The 16807-nt window shown below is 49.4% G+C and carries 13 protein-coding genes and 2 tRNA genes; 6 read left to right on the top strand and 9 right to left on the bottom strand.

Features of this window, described 5'->3' with window-relative positions:
• Positions 1-16: 16 nt before the first annotated feature.
• Positions 17-93 (bottom strand) — tRNA-Met (locus tag NKU06_RS05285).
• Between the two features lie 361 nt (positions 94-454).
• On the opposite strand from NKU06_RS05285, the gene NKU06_RS05280 reads away from it, so the two are divergent.
• Positions 455-1348 (top strand): Fic family protein, encoded by an 894-nt coding sequence (locus NKU06_RS05280; RefSeq protein WP_254729272.1) that lies wholly within the window; start codon positions 455-457, stop codon positions 1346-1348.
• A gap of 195 nt (positions 1349-1543) precedes the next feature.
• On the opposite strand, the gene NKU06_RS05275 is transcribed toward NKU06_RS05280, so the two are convergent.
• From NKU06_RS05275 to tpiA, 3 genes are all read right to left on the bottom strand, one after another.
• Positions 1544-1628: transfer RNA gene (locus tag NKU06_RS05275), tRNA-Leu, on the bottom strand.
• A 69-nt stretch (positions 1629-1697) separates the two neighbouring features.
• Positions 1698-2018, bottom strand: coding sequence for a preprotein translocase subunit SecG (gene secG, locus NKU06_RS05270; protein WP_254729269.1), 321 nt, complete (start codon positions 2016-2018; stop codon positions 1698-1700).
• 48 nt (positions 2019-2066) lie between these two features.
• Positions 2067-2822 (bottom strand): triose-phosphate isomerase, encoded by a 756-nt coding sequence (gene tpiA / locus NKU06_RS05265; protein ID WP_254732159.1) that lies wholly within the window; start codon positions 2820-2822, stop codon positions 2067-2069.
• Positions 2823-2999: 177 nt separating this feature from the next.
• Between tpiA and pilB the strand changes: the two genes are divergently transcribed.
• The 5 genes from pilB to NKU06_RS05240 all read left to right on the top strand — a co-directional run bounded on the left by pilB (position 3000) and on the right by NKU06_RS05240 (position 8937).
• A complete protein-coding gene (pilB, locus tag NKU06_RS05260; protein ID WP_254729267.1) occupies positions 3000-4652 on the top strand; it encodes a type IV-A pilus assembly ATPase PilB in 1653 nt (550 codons plus the stop codon).
• A 4-nt stretch (positions 4653-4656) separates the two neighbouring features.
• Positions 4657-5877 carry a type II secretion system F family protein gene (locus NKU06_RS05255; RefSeq protein ID WP_254729264.1) on the top strand — a complete coding sequence of 407 codons (1221 nt, stop codon included), beginning with the start codon at positions 4657-4659 and terminating at the stop codon, positions 5875-5877.
• On the top strand, positions 5877-6734 hold the full coding sequence (locus NKU06_RS05250) for an A24 family peptidase (RefSeq protein WP_254732157.1): 858 nt from the start codon (positions 5877-5879) through the stop codon (positions 6732-6734). Before NKU06_RS05255 ends, NKU06_RS05250 begins: the two co-directional genes overlap by 1 nt.
• A 41-nt stretch (positions 6735-6775) precedes the next feature.
• Positions 6776-7402, top strand: a complete 627-nt coding sequence (coaE, locus tag NKU06_RS05245; protein ID WP_254729262.1) for a dephospho-CoA kinase — start codon at positions 6776-6778, stop codon at positions 7400-7402.
• 242 nt (positions 7403-7644) lie between these two features.
• Positions 7645-8937 (top strand): alpha-hydroxy-acid oxidizing protein, encoded by a 1293-nt coding sequence (locus NKU06_RS05240; protein ID WP_254729260.1) that lies wholly within the window; start codon positions 7645-7647, stop codon positions 8935-8937.
• Positions 8938-9319: 382 nt separating this feature from the next.
• Here NKU06_RS05240 and NKU06_RS05235 read toward each other — a convergent pair whose 3' ends face one another.
• From NKU06_RS05235 to chrA, 5 genes are all read right to left on the bottom strand, one after another.
• Positions 9320-10267 (bottom strand): MBL fold metallo-hydrolase, encoded by a 948-nt coding sequence (locus tag NKU06_RS05235; protein ID WP_253224449.1) that lies wholly within the window; start codon positions 10265-10267, stop codon positions 9320-9322.
• Positions 10268-10565: 298 nt separating this feature from the next.
• Positions 10566-10796, bottom strand: coding sequence for a hypothetical protein (locus NKU06_RS05230; RefSeq protein ID WP_254729257.1), 231 nt, complete (start codon positions 10794-10796; stop codon positions 10566-10568).
• Between the two features lie 156 nt (positions 10797-10952).
• Entirely contained in the window at positions 10953-14012 is a 3060-nt protein-coding gene (locus NKU06_RS05225) for an efflux RND transporter permease subunit (RefSeq protein ID WP_254729255.1), read from the bottom strand.
• A gap of 8 nt (positions 14013-14020) precedes the next feature.
• Positions 14021-15184, bottom strand: coding sequence for an efflux RND transporter periplasmic adaptor subunit (locus tag NKU06_RS05220; RefSeq protein ID WP_254729253.1), 1164 nt, complete (start codon positions 15182-15184; stop codon positions 14021-14023).
• A gap of 392 nt (positions 15185-15576) precedes the next feature.
• The gene (gene chrA / locus NKU06_RS05215; RefSeq protein WP_254729251.1) at positions 15577-16806 is read right to left on the bottom strand and encodes a chromate efflux transporter; all 1230 of its coding nucleotides are present in this window, start codon (positions 16804-16806) and stop codon (positions 15577-15579) included.
• Position 16807: the final 1 nt, after the last annotated feature.

The following is a 16807-nucleotide window of genomic DNA, read 5'->3' as shown; positions in this document are numbered from 1 at the left end:
TTAGGATTTTAAAAAGTGGTAGCGGGGGCTGGATTTGAACCAACGACCTTCGGGTTATGAGCCCGACGAGCTACCAGACTGCTCCACCCCGCATCAATTTAGGTTGCCTATTATACGGCAAATTTTTTCAATGTCAAGCTTTTTTGATGAGATTTTTTGGAATTTGGTGAAAATTAATACTTGAAGACAATTTAGTAAGCAAAAAAAACCTTTCATTAACTCATCCAAGCGTACAAAAAACTGAATTTTCTACGCAAATTATGCGTCAAATATATGCTACAATCAACGCAAAATCTATTTTTTCTAGCTAACTATGACGCAATCTTTATGCATCTACGAATATGACAATTGGACAAATTAACAAATTGACAATGCCACCTTGTTGCCCATCGTCGCTCGCATACGCCTACTACAAGGCAGACTACTTGGGTAAATTCACAGTCTTGGGTTTGATTTGCCATTGCAAATGCAGCTTGAGACACTAAGTCTAGAAGTGGTAAAAACCTCTGAAATTGAAGGCGAGATTTTAAATACCGAGCAAGTGCGCTCCTCTGTGGCGCGCCAGCTTGGAATTGAACACCTATATAGCAACTTGGTTGCACCAAGCCGAGAGATTGATGTCATTGTTGAGATGATGCTGAAGGCAAGCTATGATTATGACAAACCACTAACTCTTGATGAGCTGTTTCGTTGGCATAAAGCACTTTTTCCGACGGGCACAAGTGGCTTATATAATATCAAAACAGGTGCATTTCGCGATGATAGCAATGGCGTCATGCAAGTAGTATCAGGGGGCTATGGCCGCACAAAAGTGCATTTTGAAGCCCCCAAAACTGAGAGATTGCCCGATGAGATGGTTAAGTTTTTGGCATGGTATAATGATGAAGATGCCACACTTGACCTAACCATTAAAGCTGGACTTGCTCATTTGTGGTTTGTCACTTTACACCCTTTTGATGATGGCAATGGGCGACTGACACGAGCTATCACTGAGCGTATGCTTGCCAAGAGCGATGATAGCAAACAGCGATTTTATAGCATGTCGGCACAGATTTTAGCCTGTCGAAATGAATATTACCAAATTCTAGAACACACCCAAAATGGCATCGCATCAGTCAATGATTGGCTTATTTGGTTTTTATCAAGTCTAGAAAACAGTCTGATTAAGTCATTGGAAATGCTACAAAAAATCATGGGTCAAGCCAAGTTCTGGCACGCTCATCATGACACTATATTAAATCAACGGCAAATTCTGATGATTAATAAGCTATTCGGTAATTTCTATAGCAACTTGACCAGTAAAAAAAATGGGCGAGTATCACCAAAGTGTCTCACGATACCGCCTTAAGAGATATTAATGATTTGATTGATAAAGGAATTTTGAAAAAATCTGAAGCATCTGGGCGTAGTCAAAGTTACGAATTGTGATAAATGAAGCATCCTAGGAATAAAACAAGCCTTGCATTTATGGCACACTGAGTGGTACACACAACTGCAAGGCTTGCTAATTTTTTATATATTTCAATGACTTATCAGTCGAATTTGGTGCGATCGGAGGGACTTGAACCCTCACGCCGTGAAGCACCACCCCCTCAAGATGGCGTGTCTACCAATTCCACCACGATCGCAAACTTGGGCGTATTCTACCCAAAAAAGCCGCCGAGCGCAAGTGCTTTGGCGAATTTACGCAATGACGCTCAGTTGTTGCCTTGGGCTGGCGTGGTCGATGTTGGTGCTGGTGTGCTACTCACCGCCGGCACATCCAGACGCAGCTGATCTGCCGCTTGTTTTTGGGCAAAATGCGCCAAAGCAAGGCTTGTGATGAAAAAAATCGTCGCCAAAACCGCCGTGGTACGCGTCAAAAAGTTCGCCGAACCTGCCGCACCAAATACCGTACCCGATGCGCCTGCACCAAATGATGCACCTGCATCCGCACCCTTGCCATGCTGAATCAAGATAAATCCAATCATCACAATGGCAACGATAATATGAACGGCTAATAGAATGTTAAATAGCATAAAAAACTCTTTGGTAAACTTACCAGTTACTGATCAATAAATTTAAAATCACGCACTTGTGGCAAATGCTGCTGCAATCACCGCAAAGCTGTCGGCTTTTAGGCTGGCACCGCCCACAAGCGCACCGCCCACTTCATCAGCAGCGGCAAAATCTTTGGCATTATCCGCATTGACACTGCCACCATACAGTACGCAGATATTTGGCAAGTCTTTTTCTGCCAATTTCGCTTGGATATGGCGATGCACCGCCACCACTTCTTCAACCGTCGGTGTCAGTCCTGTGCCGATCGCCCACACAGGCTCATAGGCGATGATCAGCGATTTGGCAGGGACGCCCAAACCATCCAAGACCGACAGCTGCGCATCCAACACTTGCAAGGTTTGACCGCTTTGGTAGTCGTCCTTGGTCTCGCCGATACACAGCACAATTGCCAAATCAGCAGCCATCGCTTGCTTGATTTTTTCGCTTAAGATGGCATTGTCTTCGCCATGATATTGGCGGCGTTCTGAATGCCCTAGGATGACGAATTTTGCCCCAGCGTCGATGATTTGCGCTGCAGAAATATCACCCGTGAATGCACCTGTCACACCTGTCTTGGCGGATAAATCCTGCGCACCCACCCACAATGGCGAGTCTGCCAATACATCTGCCACCACAGGCAAATGCACAAAACTTGGCGCACAGCCAAGCTTGACAGTATCCATATCAAGGCTGTCTTTAAGCGCGTTTGCCAATGCCTTAGCTTCTGCTAAGCTTGCTGGGTTTAATTTCCAATTGCCGATGACATATTTTGCCATATCGATGTCCGTGTCAAATTTTTTAATCAGAATATCAAAATAAAACTGTGATACGCTCAAATGCGCACTGTGAACACGATATTATAACCCAAATTCTGATAATGCCAAAAATATTTTGTGGTATTTGGATAAAAAATTTGCTATTTTTGTAACTGTTGTTGTTTTTTCTTAAGGATCGTCGTCATGCTGACCGCGTTTCATCATCGACTCATTGCACAGTTATCACAGCTTGGTTGTGATGCTGACGCGCTCACCACCATCATGACTGATGCATATGCCAACTCTACCCCATGGACAGATGCTGTAATCAATGCACAGCTTGTCAGCCCAAAGCTGCTTGGTGATACGATGGCGATACTGCTCAATATGCCACTTGTCGATTTGGATCGTCATGATACGCGCGATGCTGGCACGCTGATCGATCCTAAGCTCATTGCGCGCCATCGCGTCTTGCCACTTAGCAAGGATAATAGCACGCTGACCCTTGCCATGAGCGATCCGACTGACCGCGATGCCATTCAGTCTATTCGCTTTCACACACATCTGAATGTCACGCCAGTACTGGTTGAAGCTGACAAATTGTCGCGACATCTTGATAAGCTGAGTCTGGGCGCGCCCGTGGTGCTCGATGAACATCTGGATGATGAAGACATCGAAGACGATCCCATCGTTGATGCGCCGACGGTACAATTTGTCCAAAAAATCCTAGCCGACGCGGTGCAACTGGGCGCATCTGACATTCATTTTGAGCCATATGAAAACAGCTTTCGCGTGCGCTATCGCATCGATGGCGTGATGAGCAGTGTCAATACACCACCCAAAAGTCAAGCGGGTAAAATCACCACGCGGCTTAAAGTCATGGCGCATTTGGACATCGCCGAGCGACGCAAACCCCAAGATGGGCGTATCAAATTTCGCTTATCTGAACATAAATCGGTGGATTTTCGCGTCAGTACTTTGCCTACTTTATTCGGTGAAAAAGTCGTCTTACGAATCTTGGACTCAGCGCAGACGCTCATCGGCATGGACGCGCTAGGGCTTAATGCCACACAAAAACAGCAGTTCACCGACGCCCTGCACAAGCCCCAAGGCATGATTTTGATCACAGGTCCGACAGGCAGCGGCAAGACCATCTCGCTCTATACCGCGCTTGGGTTATTAAACCGTGGCGATAATAATATCTTGACCGCTGAAGATCCTGTGGAAATCAATCTTGACGGCATTAACCAGACTAACATCAATCCAAAAATCGGCTTGGATTTTGCCGACTTATTACGCGCGTTCTTACGCCAAGATCCTGATGTGATCATGGTCGGTGAAATTCGCGATACCGAGACGGCTGAGATCGCGATCAAGGCAGCACAAACAGGGCATTTGGTGCTATCGACCCTGCATACCAATTCTGCCGCTGCCACCTTGACGCGTCTTGGCAGTATGGGCGTGCCAAGCTTTCAACTTGCCAGTGGCGTCAATCTCATCATCGCCCAACGCCTAGCGCGGCGGCTGTGTGATGACTGCAAGCGCGCGGTAGTACTACCGCCACAGGTGCTGCGTGAAGCAGGCTTTGGTGATGATGACATCTCACGCACCCATCAGCTGTACGAGCCTGTGGGCTGCCATCGCTGCCGTGATGGCTATCGTGGGCGCGTGGGTATCTTTGAGCTGCTGCCGATCACGCCCAATATTCGAAAGTTGATTTTTGATCGTGCTGACAGCGATGTCATTGATCATGCCAATCGCCAAGCAGGTAATATCAGCTTGCGCCAATCAGGAATCGCCGCTGTCATGGCAGGCATCACAAGCTTGACTGAAATGCACCGCGCGACATCGGACTGATCGCATGAAACCATCATCTCAAAGTCCAACACAGCGCTTTAGTTATAAAGCCATCAACGCGCGCGGCAAAGCTGTTACAGGCGAGATCAGCGCGGCAAATCTTGCACTCGCCAAAGTCATGCTGCACAAGCAAGGCTTAGCACAAATCACGCTCAAGCCTGCAGCGGTGCGCGTATCGTGGCGAAAATCGCGCGTACGCCCTGCTGATGCTTTGCTTGGATTAAGAACACTTGCCACGCTGATCAGCTCAGGACTGGTGCTCACTCAAGCACTGGACATCGCCAAGCAAACCACCAACAGCACCGCCTTGGCAGCTTATCTGACCAAGCTAAAAACCGACATCGAAACAGGGTATAGTTTTGCCGCTGCCATCGACAATGCACCGCCTGTGTTTGGTGCACTTGCCTATCCACTGATCGATGCCGGCGAAAAATCAGGTGCGCTCGATGTCATGCTTGATCGCCTAGCTACCTATAGCGAACAGCAAGCCACCCTTAGAGCCACCGTCAAGCAAGCTGTGCGCTATCCGTTGATCGTGCTGATCGTTGCACTGGTGGTGATGGCGATTTTATTATTAAAAGTTGTGCCAAGCTTTGCCATGACTTTTGCATCAATGGGTGAAACTTTGCCTTTACCGACACGCATCGTGCTTGGCTTATCACAGTTTTTACAAAGTTATTTTTGGCTCATTTTTATGAGCATCATCGGCGTTATCGTCATTGGTGTGACAGCTTATCAACGATCTGCCGCCTTGCGCCATCGATGGGCTGTGTTCTCCCTGCGCCTGCCTGTCATCGGCGCGCTGATTCGCTTGGTTGGCAGCGCACGATTTGCACGCACTTTATCGACGACTTTTGGCGCAGGCGTACCCTTGCCACAAGCCCTAAGCCTAGCAGCACGCGCCACCGATCATCCTATTTTTATTAGCGCAACCGAACAAATCATCAGCCAAATCCACAGTGGTCACAGCTTATTTGCCGCGATCAAAAATACCGATCTGTTCTCACCGATGAGCGTGCAGATGATCGGCGTCGGCGAAAGCTCAGGCAAGCTTGTGCCCATGCTTGAGAAAGTCGCTGATTATCACGAACAACAAATCCACGCCAAAGTCAGCACCATTACTGGCATGATCGAGCCTGTGATGATCGTGGTGCTGGGAGTATTGATCGGTGGTTTGGTGTTGGCGATGTATCTGCCACTGTTTAATCTGGGAGCGGGCTTGTGATGATTTATTTGGTATTTATTGGTGTGCTTGGGCTGTGCATTGGCAGTTTTTTGAGCGTTGTCATTCATCGCTTGCCGATCATCATGCAGTGGCAATGGCAACAAGACGCGCAAGATTTCATTGCACAATCTGCCCTGTCAAGTACCACCAAAGACGATGTCAAACAGCACTTTGCCACGCCCTTGCCTGTATCAATGTCGCATCCGCGTTCGCAGTGTCCGACTTGTCATACGCCGATTGCTTGGTTTGATAATCTGCCTGTACTCAGCTTTGTGCTGCTGCGCGGGCGTTGTCGTGCTTGTTATGCGCCGATCGCTTGGCGGTACCCTGCTCTTGAGCTGATCACCGCCATCTTAAGCGTACTGGTTGTGCTGCGCTTAGATCTTGGTTTACAAGGCGCGCTTGGTTTGGTGTTTGTGTGGCTATTGATCGCTTTATCAGGGATTGACTGGCGGATGCAGATTCTACCCGATCGCTTGGTGCTGCCGCTTGGGATGATTGGCTTGGCTGCCAATGGCTTTGGGATTTTCACCACGCCAAGCGATGCGATCTTTGGGGTGGTGGCAGGTTTTGGTGCGCTGTGGCTGGTTAATGTGATTTATAAACTGCTGCGCGGTCATGATGGTATGGGTCTGGGGGACGCTAAGCTATTTGCCGCCATCGGTGCGTATTTGGGCGTATGGCAGCTGCCCTTGGTGTTACTGATTGCAGCCTTGATAGGCGTGGTGGTCGGTATCATTCACAGCGTTAAGCATGGGCACGCGCCGTTTGCTTTCGGGCCATATCTTGCCATCGGTGCGGTGGTGGCGTTATTATTTGGCAAATCTATGATGACATGGTATGTGTCGTTATTTTAAATGGCAATTTAAATGACAATTTAAATAATAAGGGGAAAGTAATGTCAAAATTCATCGTCGGACTAACAGGCGGTATCGGCAGCGGCAAGACAGCGGTGAGTGATTATTTCACCACCCAAGGCATGGATGTCATCGATGCTGATGTCATCGCCCATCACCTAACAGCAAAAGGCAGCCCGCTACTTGACACACTCAGACACGCCTTCGGTGACTGGGTCGTCGATAATGATGGCAATTATGACCGCGCTGCCATGCGTGCTTATATCTTTGGGCGTGATGATGAGTTGGCGCGGCTCAATGCCATCATTCATCCTGCCATCCGCCGTGCGATCATCGATGAGCTTGCGCGCGCGACATCGCCTTATGCTATCTTGTCCGTGCCGCTGCTGCTTGAAGGTCGCCACAGTACGCCCAATCTGCTTGAGCTGTGCGATCATCTGCTCATCGTCGATGTGCCTGTCGTTGTGCAGCTTGAGCGCGCAAGCCGCCGTGATGATAATGCCATCGTGCAGATTCAAGCCATCATCGATAAGCAAATCAGCCGCGATGAACGCCTAAAGCTTGCTACCAAGCTTGGTGCAGATATCGTGGATAACAGCCAAGATCTGCCTACTTTATACGCACAGCTTGCACCACTACACCAGCGATATTTGGCTATGGCAAAATAACTTGGCACAAAAATACAAAATATTTAACAAAAAACCCTTGAAATCTCCACCCAATGACAACAATAAGATAGCAGCGTTTTTGGGCGATTGATGCCAAATTCGCATAATAATATTATAAACATAATTAATTTACAGATATTGCATATCTTACACAATCGGTATATTATATATTACGATAACTTACCATTATAAATACCGTTATCATTCAATAATTAGTACTATGACCAATCAGGAGAATAACAATGGATAATCACAACACCACAGAACAAGCAGAACCAACCGTTTCTCTATCTCGCCGCAAGATGCTTGCCGCAACTGGTATCAGTCTTGCCGCCCTGCCATTAATGAGCAAAACTGCCTTTGCTGCAGATGGCGTCACCAAAACTGTCGCCCCTGCTGCTGCCATTCCAAAATTTGCCGCCACCGCATACGGCGCAAGCACGCGTGAAGGCAAAATCAATGTCGTAAACTTCAACCTGCTAGAAGACCAAGCCAAAAAAGTCATCCCGCAAGCGGGCTATACTTTCGTCTCTGGCGCAGCAGGCGATGAATGGACCTTGCGCGAGAACCGCCGTTCATTCGATGATTATCGCATCGCATCAAAACGCCTAGTCGGACTGTCGGCATCAGACATCAACATCTCAACCAAACTACTGGGTCACGACCTACCAATGCCAATCATGGTCACACCAATGGGCGTACACGGCATGGTACATGAAGGCAAAGAAGTCTTGACCGCTAAGGGTGCTGGTCTTGCAGGTACGCTATACTGCTCATCAGGTGCATCACACGCATCACTAGAAGAAATTGCAGCAGCGACCACTGGCCCAAAATGGTTCCAACTATACTACAATAAAGACGAGCAAGTAACACGCTCACTACTGACTCGCGCCAAAAAAGCAGGCTTTACCGCCATCGTGCTGACCGCTGATGCGCTTGGTCCAGGTCAATCAGATGCCTTCATCGCGCTAGGTCGCCCATTCCGTACTGACCTGCCATTCGGCAACCACGATCCAAAACGCGGCGGCAGCGGTGATTTCTTTGCCCAAAAAACCGACCTAACACCTGAAACCATCAAATTCATCAAAGAATTCACAGGTCTGCCTGTCATCGTCAAAGGCGTCCTACGCGCTGATGATGCGGTGCGCTTCGTCAATGCAGGCGCAGACGCGATCCAAGTATCGAACCACGGCGGTCGCCAAATCGACGGCGTACCTGCCAGCATGACTGCACTGCCTGCAATCGCCAAAGCAGTGAACGGTCGCGTGCCTGTACTACTAGACGGCGGCGTGCGTCGCGGTATCGATGTGGTACGCGCCATCGCGATGGGTGCAACTGCCGTAATGGTCGGTCGCCCAATGCTATATGCACTGGCGATGGGTGGCGCTGAAGGTGTACAATCAGCTCTAGAATGGCTAGCCAACGACACCAAAACTGCCATGCTGCTAGCAGGCGCAGGCAAGCTGTCAGACCTAGACGCAAGCTACATCGACATCGTCGGTGAAAATGCTCGCTTCAATGTCGCAAAAGGCTAATTAGCCCACGCTACAAGCATAAAAACTGGCACAGAATTCTGTGCCAGTTTTTTATTGTTTGTCGTTTAGGCGGGTGTAGCATTCGTGCCAATCACACCAATGCGCATCAATATTTGATTTATGATAAATTTTACAAATATCTTTGGAAAATTTATACATCACATATCTTATTGGTGCGTATAACGCACCCTATGGACTGCTCATTTGACATCATGATTTATAAAATCAAGCTTCAACTACCGACCCCTAATATATAAAATCACCCTACCGCCATTTTTTAATAATTGACAAAACAACTGCCAATTCGATGCTTTTATTTCATCAATAAAAAACTGCCCAGAAATCTTCTGAGCAGTTTTGCTTTGGGGTGATTGTCAATCAATTACCAGTTACCACGGCGGTGGTTTGATACCCAACGATACATACCCAAAGTATTTGGAATGCGCATGGTATCAAAGCCAATCCAGCTTTGGACTTCTGGGCTAAACTTCACATTGCGATACAGCTGATCCCATGATTGACCTTGGCGAGTCAGATCCAGCACTTGCTGATGCAGATCAACCATATAATCGCGCAGTGCTTGTTGGTCTTTTTTGGTCGCTGGGCTGTAGTGGCCAACATCGATCACTTCGACATCTTGTTCTAGTACCCAGTTTAGCGTATCGATCCAACCAGTGTAGTAAAAGTCTAGGAAGTCATTGTATGGCATTGATTTGCTTTCGCAAACATCGGTACATTGTAGTGCTTTTTGGCGTGGGAATAGTACCATCACCATGCTGTCAGAGTGGCTTGGTGATACATGATGTAGCAAGACTTTTTCGCCGCCAAGCTCGATTTCCATGTCTTTATCAAACACTTTATCAGGCACTGGTACAGGCAGTTTCTCACCAACGATCGGCTCAACCGCGCGCTTGTTCGCTACAACGATCGCACCAGCATCTTTAAACACTTGAGTGCCTGTGATGTGGTCAGCGTGTGCGTGCGTTTGGATCACATATTTGACAGGTACGCCAAAACGCGTCTTGATCTCTTTGTTCAGCCATTCAGCTGCACAGGTCGCACCACTATCCACCACCAGCGCGCCTTCTTTAGTGATCATCACAAGACCACTGTGTACAGCCAAACCACCGCCATTGGTATGGCGATAGATGTTATCCTTGATGTGTACCAAAGTCGGAGCATAAGTATCACACATCGCACCAGTGAAGTCAGGCAGCGTCTCACGGTTAAGATAAGGAGTGTGATCAAGCGGTGTGCCAGTATCTGAAGCAGCCATGGCTGATAGTGACAGGGTCGCGCCCACGAAGGCAGCAAGTGCTTTTTTTAACATGATAGACCTCGGTATTGTTGTTTTTAATTCTTGTTCGATCGCTGATGATTTTTCAATGATGTAGTTACAATTGGTATAATAGACATCAGCCTTGGACATAATACTCCTTGTTTGTAAATTTAGCAAGACAAAACTTGCTATTTTGTTGCGTGATTGCTCAAGATTTACACAATTTGACATATTTCGCTACAAAATCAGTCATGACAACTGATGTTTTTGGTGTGCTATTACAAGTGTCTTGTACCAATTTTCATCGGTTGCACAGATCTTGATTGCCTTATTTTTAATCATTCAATGATCAACATATCAATAAAAATCGCCAAATAAAAACCGCCCAAATCATTGAGCGGTCTTGATCGTGCCATCTATCCGTCATACAGATCAGCGAATCGGCGTCACCGCGCCATCTTGTACGCAGCGTCACTGAATCTAGTGCCAAAAAGCTGCGCGTAATGGCGATGTGCGCGGCGCGATTGTCGATGGCTTGGGTCAGTTCGTTATAATTGGTGACTTTAGTAATCGTAGTCATGATGATTTTCTTGTGTTGTTATTGTTGTTGAATGATCCGATTAAAAAACCGATGCCATCAGTATAGCACCAATGGCATCGGTTTGGATAATAAAATTCGTGTATTTTTATGAAGTTTACTTACACAAAAATTACTTGCAAAATGGATAAATTAAGATTATGCCGCAGATTTTCTCTGAAACACCCTACCCAAATCATCCATCAGCGTATAAAACACAGGAATCACCACAAGGCTTAATAGCGTCGATGTGATCAAGCCGCCTAGCACCGCCACCGCCATCGGACGGCTGAAGGTCGAATCGACACCGCCAAAGCCAATAATCAAAGGCAGCATCCCCGCACCCATCGCGATGGTGGTCATGATGATCGGCTGTGCGCGCTTACGGCAGGCATCGATGATGGCATCTAGGCGCGATAAGCCGTGTTCGTCTTGGGCAATGATGGCATAATCAACGAGCAAAATCGAGTTTTTGGTCGCAATCCCCATCAACAGAATAAAGCCAATCATCGCAGGCATCGACATACTACTGCCAGTCAATAATAAGCCCACGAACGCCCCACCGATCGACAGCGGCAGCGCCATCAAGATGGTCAAAGGCTGCAGCACACGGTGGAACAACAGCATCAGCACCGCAAAGATACAAAATACCCCCACACTCATCGCCATCACAAAGCCTGTGAATAGCTCCGCCATATTCTCCGCCTGCCCTTCATCAATGATATTCACACCGGCAGGCAGTGCGCTCATGATCGGTGTCGCCTTGACATCTGCCATCAGACTGCCAAGTTCGCCGCCAGCAGGTAGCACGGTGATCTTGATCGCGCGTTCACGATTTAGGCGACTGACCGACGACTCACCTGTGCCGAAGCTCAGCGATGCAACATCTTTGACTTGCACCGCTTGCCCTTTGCTGTTTGGCACATACAGATTGGCAAGTTCAGTCAGGCTTTTTTTGTGCTGATCATTAAGACGAATCACGATCGGGATTTGGCGCGTGTCTAGATTCAGCTTCGGCAAGGCTTGATCATAATCGCCCATCGTCGCCACTCTCAATACATCCGCCAGATCGCGCGTGGTCACGCCTTTATCCGCCATCGCAAGCTCATTGGGCGTGATCGACAGCTCTGGGCGCGGCAAGGCGCGGTTATTGATAACATTGGCAACACTTGGCAAGGCGCGCACCTGCTGCATGATCTCTTGTACCGTCTGCTCAAGCAGCTTATTATCACTGCTCGTCACCGAAAAGCCATAGCCTGTCTCGCTGCCACCTGTGGAGATGCCGACATTAAAGCGCGCAGACGGCACGGTCAGTAGCGCTTGATTGATCTGATTTTCGATCACGGTCTTGGTAGCGCGTTCTGTGCGATTAACCAGCTTCACTTCCAGCGTCGCCACATTCACCGAACCACCACGCATACTGCTTGGGTCGCCCGTGCTTTGCCCCTGTCCGATGGTCAAAAGCACACTATCCACGCCATCGATGGCTTCGACCTTGGCAAGTGCCATTTGACTGATACGCAGCGTATCATCGATGGTAGCATCAGGAGTCAGCTCAATCGTCACCTGCGTCTGATTCATCTCATCAGGCGGAATGAACGCCGATGGCAACAGGCTTGCCAAGCTTAACGATCCCACAAAAAACGCCAACGCCGCAAACACCGTCAGCGCGCGGTGCTTGAGCGTCCAGCGTACGGCATTTAGGTAGCGTTGCATGATTTTGCCTGCAGGTTTTTCTTCATGTTTACTTGGCTTAAGCAAATACGCCGCCATCATTGGTGTCAAAAGCCGCGCGACCAAAAGCGACATAAAAATCGCAATCACCGCCGTCCAGCCAAATTGACTGAAAAACTGCCCGACAATCCCGCTCATAAATGCTGTCGGCAAAAACACCGCGATCAAAGTAAAAGTCGTGGCAATCACCGCAAGCCCAATCTCATCAGCCGCTTCCATTGCTGCTTGCATCGGAGTTTTGCCCATATTCAGATGCCGCACGATATTCTCAATCTCAACGATGGCATCATCGACAAGCACACCGATGACCAAAGTCAGCGCAAGCAGCGAAATCATATTCAGGCTAAAGCCGAACAGATGCATGATAAAAAATGTCGGAATGATCGACAATGGCAACGCCGTCGCTGCAACGAAAGTCGCACGCCAATCTCGTAAGAACACAAAGACCACGATCACCGCCAAAATACAGCCTTCGATCAGCATACGCATGGTGGCGTGATAATTTTCTTCGATCGGCGCGGCATAATCGACGATTTTGTCAATATGCACTGTCGGCATCTGCGTCTGTAGCTCGGCGATGGCAGCATCGACAGCGGCGACCACTTCCACTTCACCAGCACCCTTAGCACGCGTGATATTAAACGCCACCACAGGCTCGCCTGCCAGTAGCGCCATCGATGTGATGTCAGCATGGCCATCTTCGATGCTCGCAAGGCTGTCTAGTCGCACCGCTGTGCCTGTCGGTGTGGTGATTTGTAAATCATTCAAATCACTGACGCGTGTGCCTGAGCCAAGTACGCGGATGGTTTGGTTTTGGTTGCCGATCTTCGATTCACCACCTGCTGCGTCTTGCCACTTGGCAAAAATCTGCTGCGATAAGCTGCTGATCGGCATCGATAAGCTCGCCAATAAATCAGGCTTGGGCTGCACCAAAATCTGCCGCTCCACACCGCCCACGCGCGCGACACTGCCGACGCCTGTGATGTCTGATAGCCGCTTGGTCAAGGTATCATCAACGAACCACGACAGCTCGCTATCGCTCATATTATCAGCACGCACCGAATAAGTCACCACAGGAAATCCTGCGGTCGAGACTTTTGAGACGATCGGCGGATTGGCAGCGGCAGGCAGATCGCCTTGTACTTCACTCACCGCTGAGCGCACATCATCTAGTGCTTCATCATTGGGTTTTTCTAATTCAAACTCGGTAAAAATCGTCACCACCCCAGTCTGTAGCGTGGTGCGGATATTTTTCACCCCTTCGATGTTGGTGATTTTGTTTTCGACTTTTTTGGCGATGTCGCTCTCAAGCTGATCAGGTGTCGCCCCTGGTAAGGTAATGGTCGTCACCACCCCCGGTAGGTCAATATCGGGAAACTGCTGCACTTTCATCTGATGAAAGCCGAAAATCCCAAGCAAGGTAAATAAGCTGAAAAATAAGATGGCGACCAGTGGATTTTTGATCGAATAGGCAGAAAAATTCATCACACCCCCTATTGTGCTGCGGTCGGCACAGGGGTGGTTTCGCCGTTAATGCTTGCCACCGTCACCAGATCATTGTCATTTAAGAAACTAACACTACTTGCGACGATCAGCGCATCATCAGGCAGATTGGCAGCGATTTTATTGTCCTTTTGGGCAAGGATGGTGATCGGCTCGCGCTTAACTTGGTAGCGACCATCTGCCACAGGGGTCAGACGCCATACATAGTCATAGCCATCGCTCGTCATCAGTGCGCTGATCGGCACGGCGCTGACAGTCTGCGCACCGAAGATGAATTTGCCCGATTGATACATTCCTGCTGACAGCGCGCCATCATTAGGCAGGCGCACATGGACAGTCATGTCGCGGCTGTCATTCGCCACAGGGCTTAGGCGCGTGACACGCCCTGCGATGATGCGATCACCGATGGTAAGATGCGCGGTTTGTCCGATTTGGATGCGTGATGCTTCAATCGGCGCGACTTGCGCTTGCCATTCTAGTGTACCATTTTTGATGATGCTAAATAGCGGCGCGCCTGCGACTTGCGTACCGACTTGGGCATTTTTGGCACTGATGATGCCATCGACAGGGGCGGTGACATTGCCGTCTTGCTGTCGAGTGCGCGCGGTGATCAGATTGGCTTCGGCGGCAGCGACATTGGCTTTGGCTTGGGTAAGCGCCGTGCGATAGGCGTCGATCTCTTGGTGGCTGATGGCATCGATGGCAAGTAGCGGCTCTGTACGCGCAAGATCAGCAGCGGCGCGAGCTTCAGCGGCTTGTGCGGTGGTCAGCTCTGCTTCAGCAGCACGCGTCTGCTGCTGAAGCGTACGCGTATCAAGCACAGCAAGCACCTGTCCTGCGCGCACGCGATCCCCTTCTTCAACCAGCACCTGATCGATGGTGACACCTGTCAGCTGACCGCTCACTTCTGCCGTATCGACTGCAGCGATCAGCCCATTGGCATCCAAGCTATGCTCAACCTGCGTCATCTCAGGCGTCACTGCTTCGACCGCCATCACCACCGCTTGGGACTGCTCAGCCTGCGGCGCATCCTGTGGCGATGTCGTCTCAGGTGCGGTACTGCCACGCCCGATCAGCACGCCTGCTGCAAGTAGCGCGACGGCGAGCACAGGCTGCCACCAAGCAAATTGGGGGTTTTTATATGATGCTGTCATGTTCTTGCCACCATCTTATGATTTAAAATAGCTTATTATACTGTATTTTGGCGACGTGCTGATGACACATTTGTGTCACTATGTAGTCACGATTTATAATTGGTGTAATATAGTGATTTAACTTCAAAAATCGCCATAACCGTTCGCTCTGAGCTTGTCGAAGGGCAATGGTTTTTCATCATGGTTCGACAAGCTCACCACGAACGAAAACCCAATCGTGGTGCATTTTGGAGTTAAGTAACTATAAATGAATTTTGGAAAACTGGGTTATTAAGCCATTGGCAGTTTGATAAAGTCAGATAAATTTGAAGAAAAATCTTAGGAAAAATTGATGTCATGATAAGATTTTTATCCAATTAACTGACATCGCTAAATTTTATCAACCCAGCCCATCACCATAACGCACCGACCACACCACACAGCACCACCACCGCCCACGGCGGCACACACCACGCCATCAGTGCTGTCATCGCCACAATCACCACTGCAAAATCCGCCGCCGTCGCCACCGCACTCGTCCAAATCGGCTGATACAGCGCCGCAAGCAAAATCCCCACCACACACGCATTCACACCCATCAATGCCGCACGCGCCCGAGCATGATGGCGAATCGTCTGCCAAAATGGCAACGCACCAAACACCAGCAGAAACGATGATAAGAAAATCGCTACCGTCGCCACCACAGCTCCTGTCACGCCTGAGACTGCTGCGCCCAAAAAGCTGGCAAAAGTAAACAGCGGGCCGGGTACTGCCTGCGTCGCGCCATAGCCTGCCAAAAAGGTGCTATTATCCACAAGCCCTGCGCCCACCACTTCTGACTGTAGTAGCGGCAGCACCACATGACCCCCGCCAAAGACGAACGCCCCCGTCCGATAAAAGCTATCAAACATCGCAAGTAGTGACACATCGAACGCCTGCACCAACATCGGCAACAGCACAAGCAAAGCAGCAAAGATCATCAGCCACACCGCACCTGCCGACCGACTGACAGGCGCCGTCATCGTCTCATGCGTCTGCGCCATCACCGGCCGCAAAAACGCCATGCCAAGCACCGCCCCAAGCCCAATCACCACAAACTGCAGCCACGCCACAGGCATCAGCAGTAGCGCACACGCACTCAGCACCGCCAGTGACAGCGTCTGCACCGTCGTGCACAGCTGCCGCGACATTCCCCACACGGCCTGCGCGACCACCGCCACCGACGCAAGCTTCAGCCCATGCAGCACGCCTACCCCAAGCAGATCTGCGTGCGTCGCCACACCAAAGGCAAATAAAGCAAGCACCGCCGCTGATGGCAAGGTAAAGCCAAGCCATGCCGCACGCGCACCCAAATAACCTGCGCGAGTCAGCCCAATGGCGATACCCACTTGGCTACTGGCAGGGCCGGGCAAAAACTGGCACAAAGCAACAATCTCGGCATAGTACGCTTCGCTCAGCCACCGTCTGCGCGCGACGAACTCTTCGCGAAAATAGCCCAAATGCGCCACAGGACCGCCAAAACTTGTCAAGCCAAGTTTCAAAAACACCGCCCAAACTGATTGATCGGTGCTGTTGTTTTTGTGAAATTTATCTTGAAAATCGTTTTGAAAGCTGTTTTGAGAATTGTCTTGCAATTTGGTCATC

The sequence above is a fragment of the Moraxella sp. FZLJ2109 genome, from assembly GCF_024296965.1.
Lineage (GTDB): Bacteria > Pseudomonadota > Gammaproteobacteria > Pseudomonadales > Moraxellaceae > Moraxella.
The sequence above is the reverse complement of the archived record's forward strand: the minus strand, read 5'-3'. Positions and strand labels throughout refer to the sequence as shown.

Excerpts from the sequence above, each read along its gene's own strand:
- NKU06_RS05230 (WP_254729257.1), bottom strand. The coding sequence starts at position 10,796 with ATGACTACGATTACTAAAGTCACCAATTATAACGAACTGACCCAAGCC.
- coaE (WP_254729262.1), top strand. The coding sequence starts at position 6,776 with ATGTCAAAATTCATCGTCGGACTAACAGGCGGTATCGGCAGCGGCAAG.
- NKU06_RS05235 (WP_253224449.1), bottom strand. The coding sequence starts at position 10,267 with ATGTTAAAAAAAGCACTTGCTGCCTTCGTGGGCGCGACCCTGTCACTA.
- chrA (WP_254729251.1), bottom strand. The coding sequence starts at position 16,806 with ATGACCAAATTGCAAGACAATTCTCAAAACAGCTTTCAAAACGATTTT.
- NKU06_RS05240 (WP_254729260.1), top strand. The coding sequence starts at position 7,645 with ATGGATAATCACAACACCACAGAACAAGCAGAACCAACCGTTTCTCTA.
- NKU06_RS05225 (WP_254729255.1), bottom strand. The coding sequence starts at position 14,012 with ATGAATTTTTCTGCCTATTCGATCAAAAATCCACTGGTCGCCATCTTA.
- secG (WP_254729269.1), bottom strand. The coding sequence starts at position 2,018 with ATGCTATTTAACATTCTATTAGCCGTTCATATTATCGTTGCCATTGTG.
- pilB (WP_254729267.1), top strand. The coding sequence starts at position 3,000 with ATGCTGACCGCGTTTCATCATCGACTCATTGCACAGTTATCACAGCTT.
- NKU06_RS05220 (WP_254729253.1), bottom strand. The coding sequence starts at position 15,184 with ATGACAGCATCATATAAAAACCCCCAATTTGCTTGGTGGCAGCCTGTG.
- NKU06_RS05250 (WP_254732157.1), top strand. The coding sequence starts at position 5,877 with ATGATTTATTTGGTATTTATTGGTGTGCTTGGGCTGTGCATTGGCAGT.
- NKU06_RS05255 (WP_254729264.1), top strand. The coding sequence starts at position 4,657 with ATGAAACCATCATCTCAAAGTCCAACACAGCGCTTTAGTTATAAAGCC.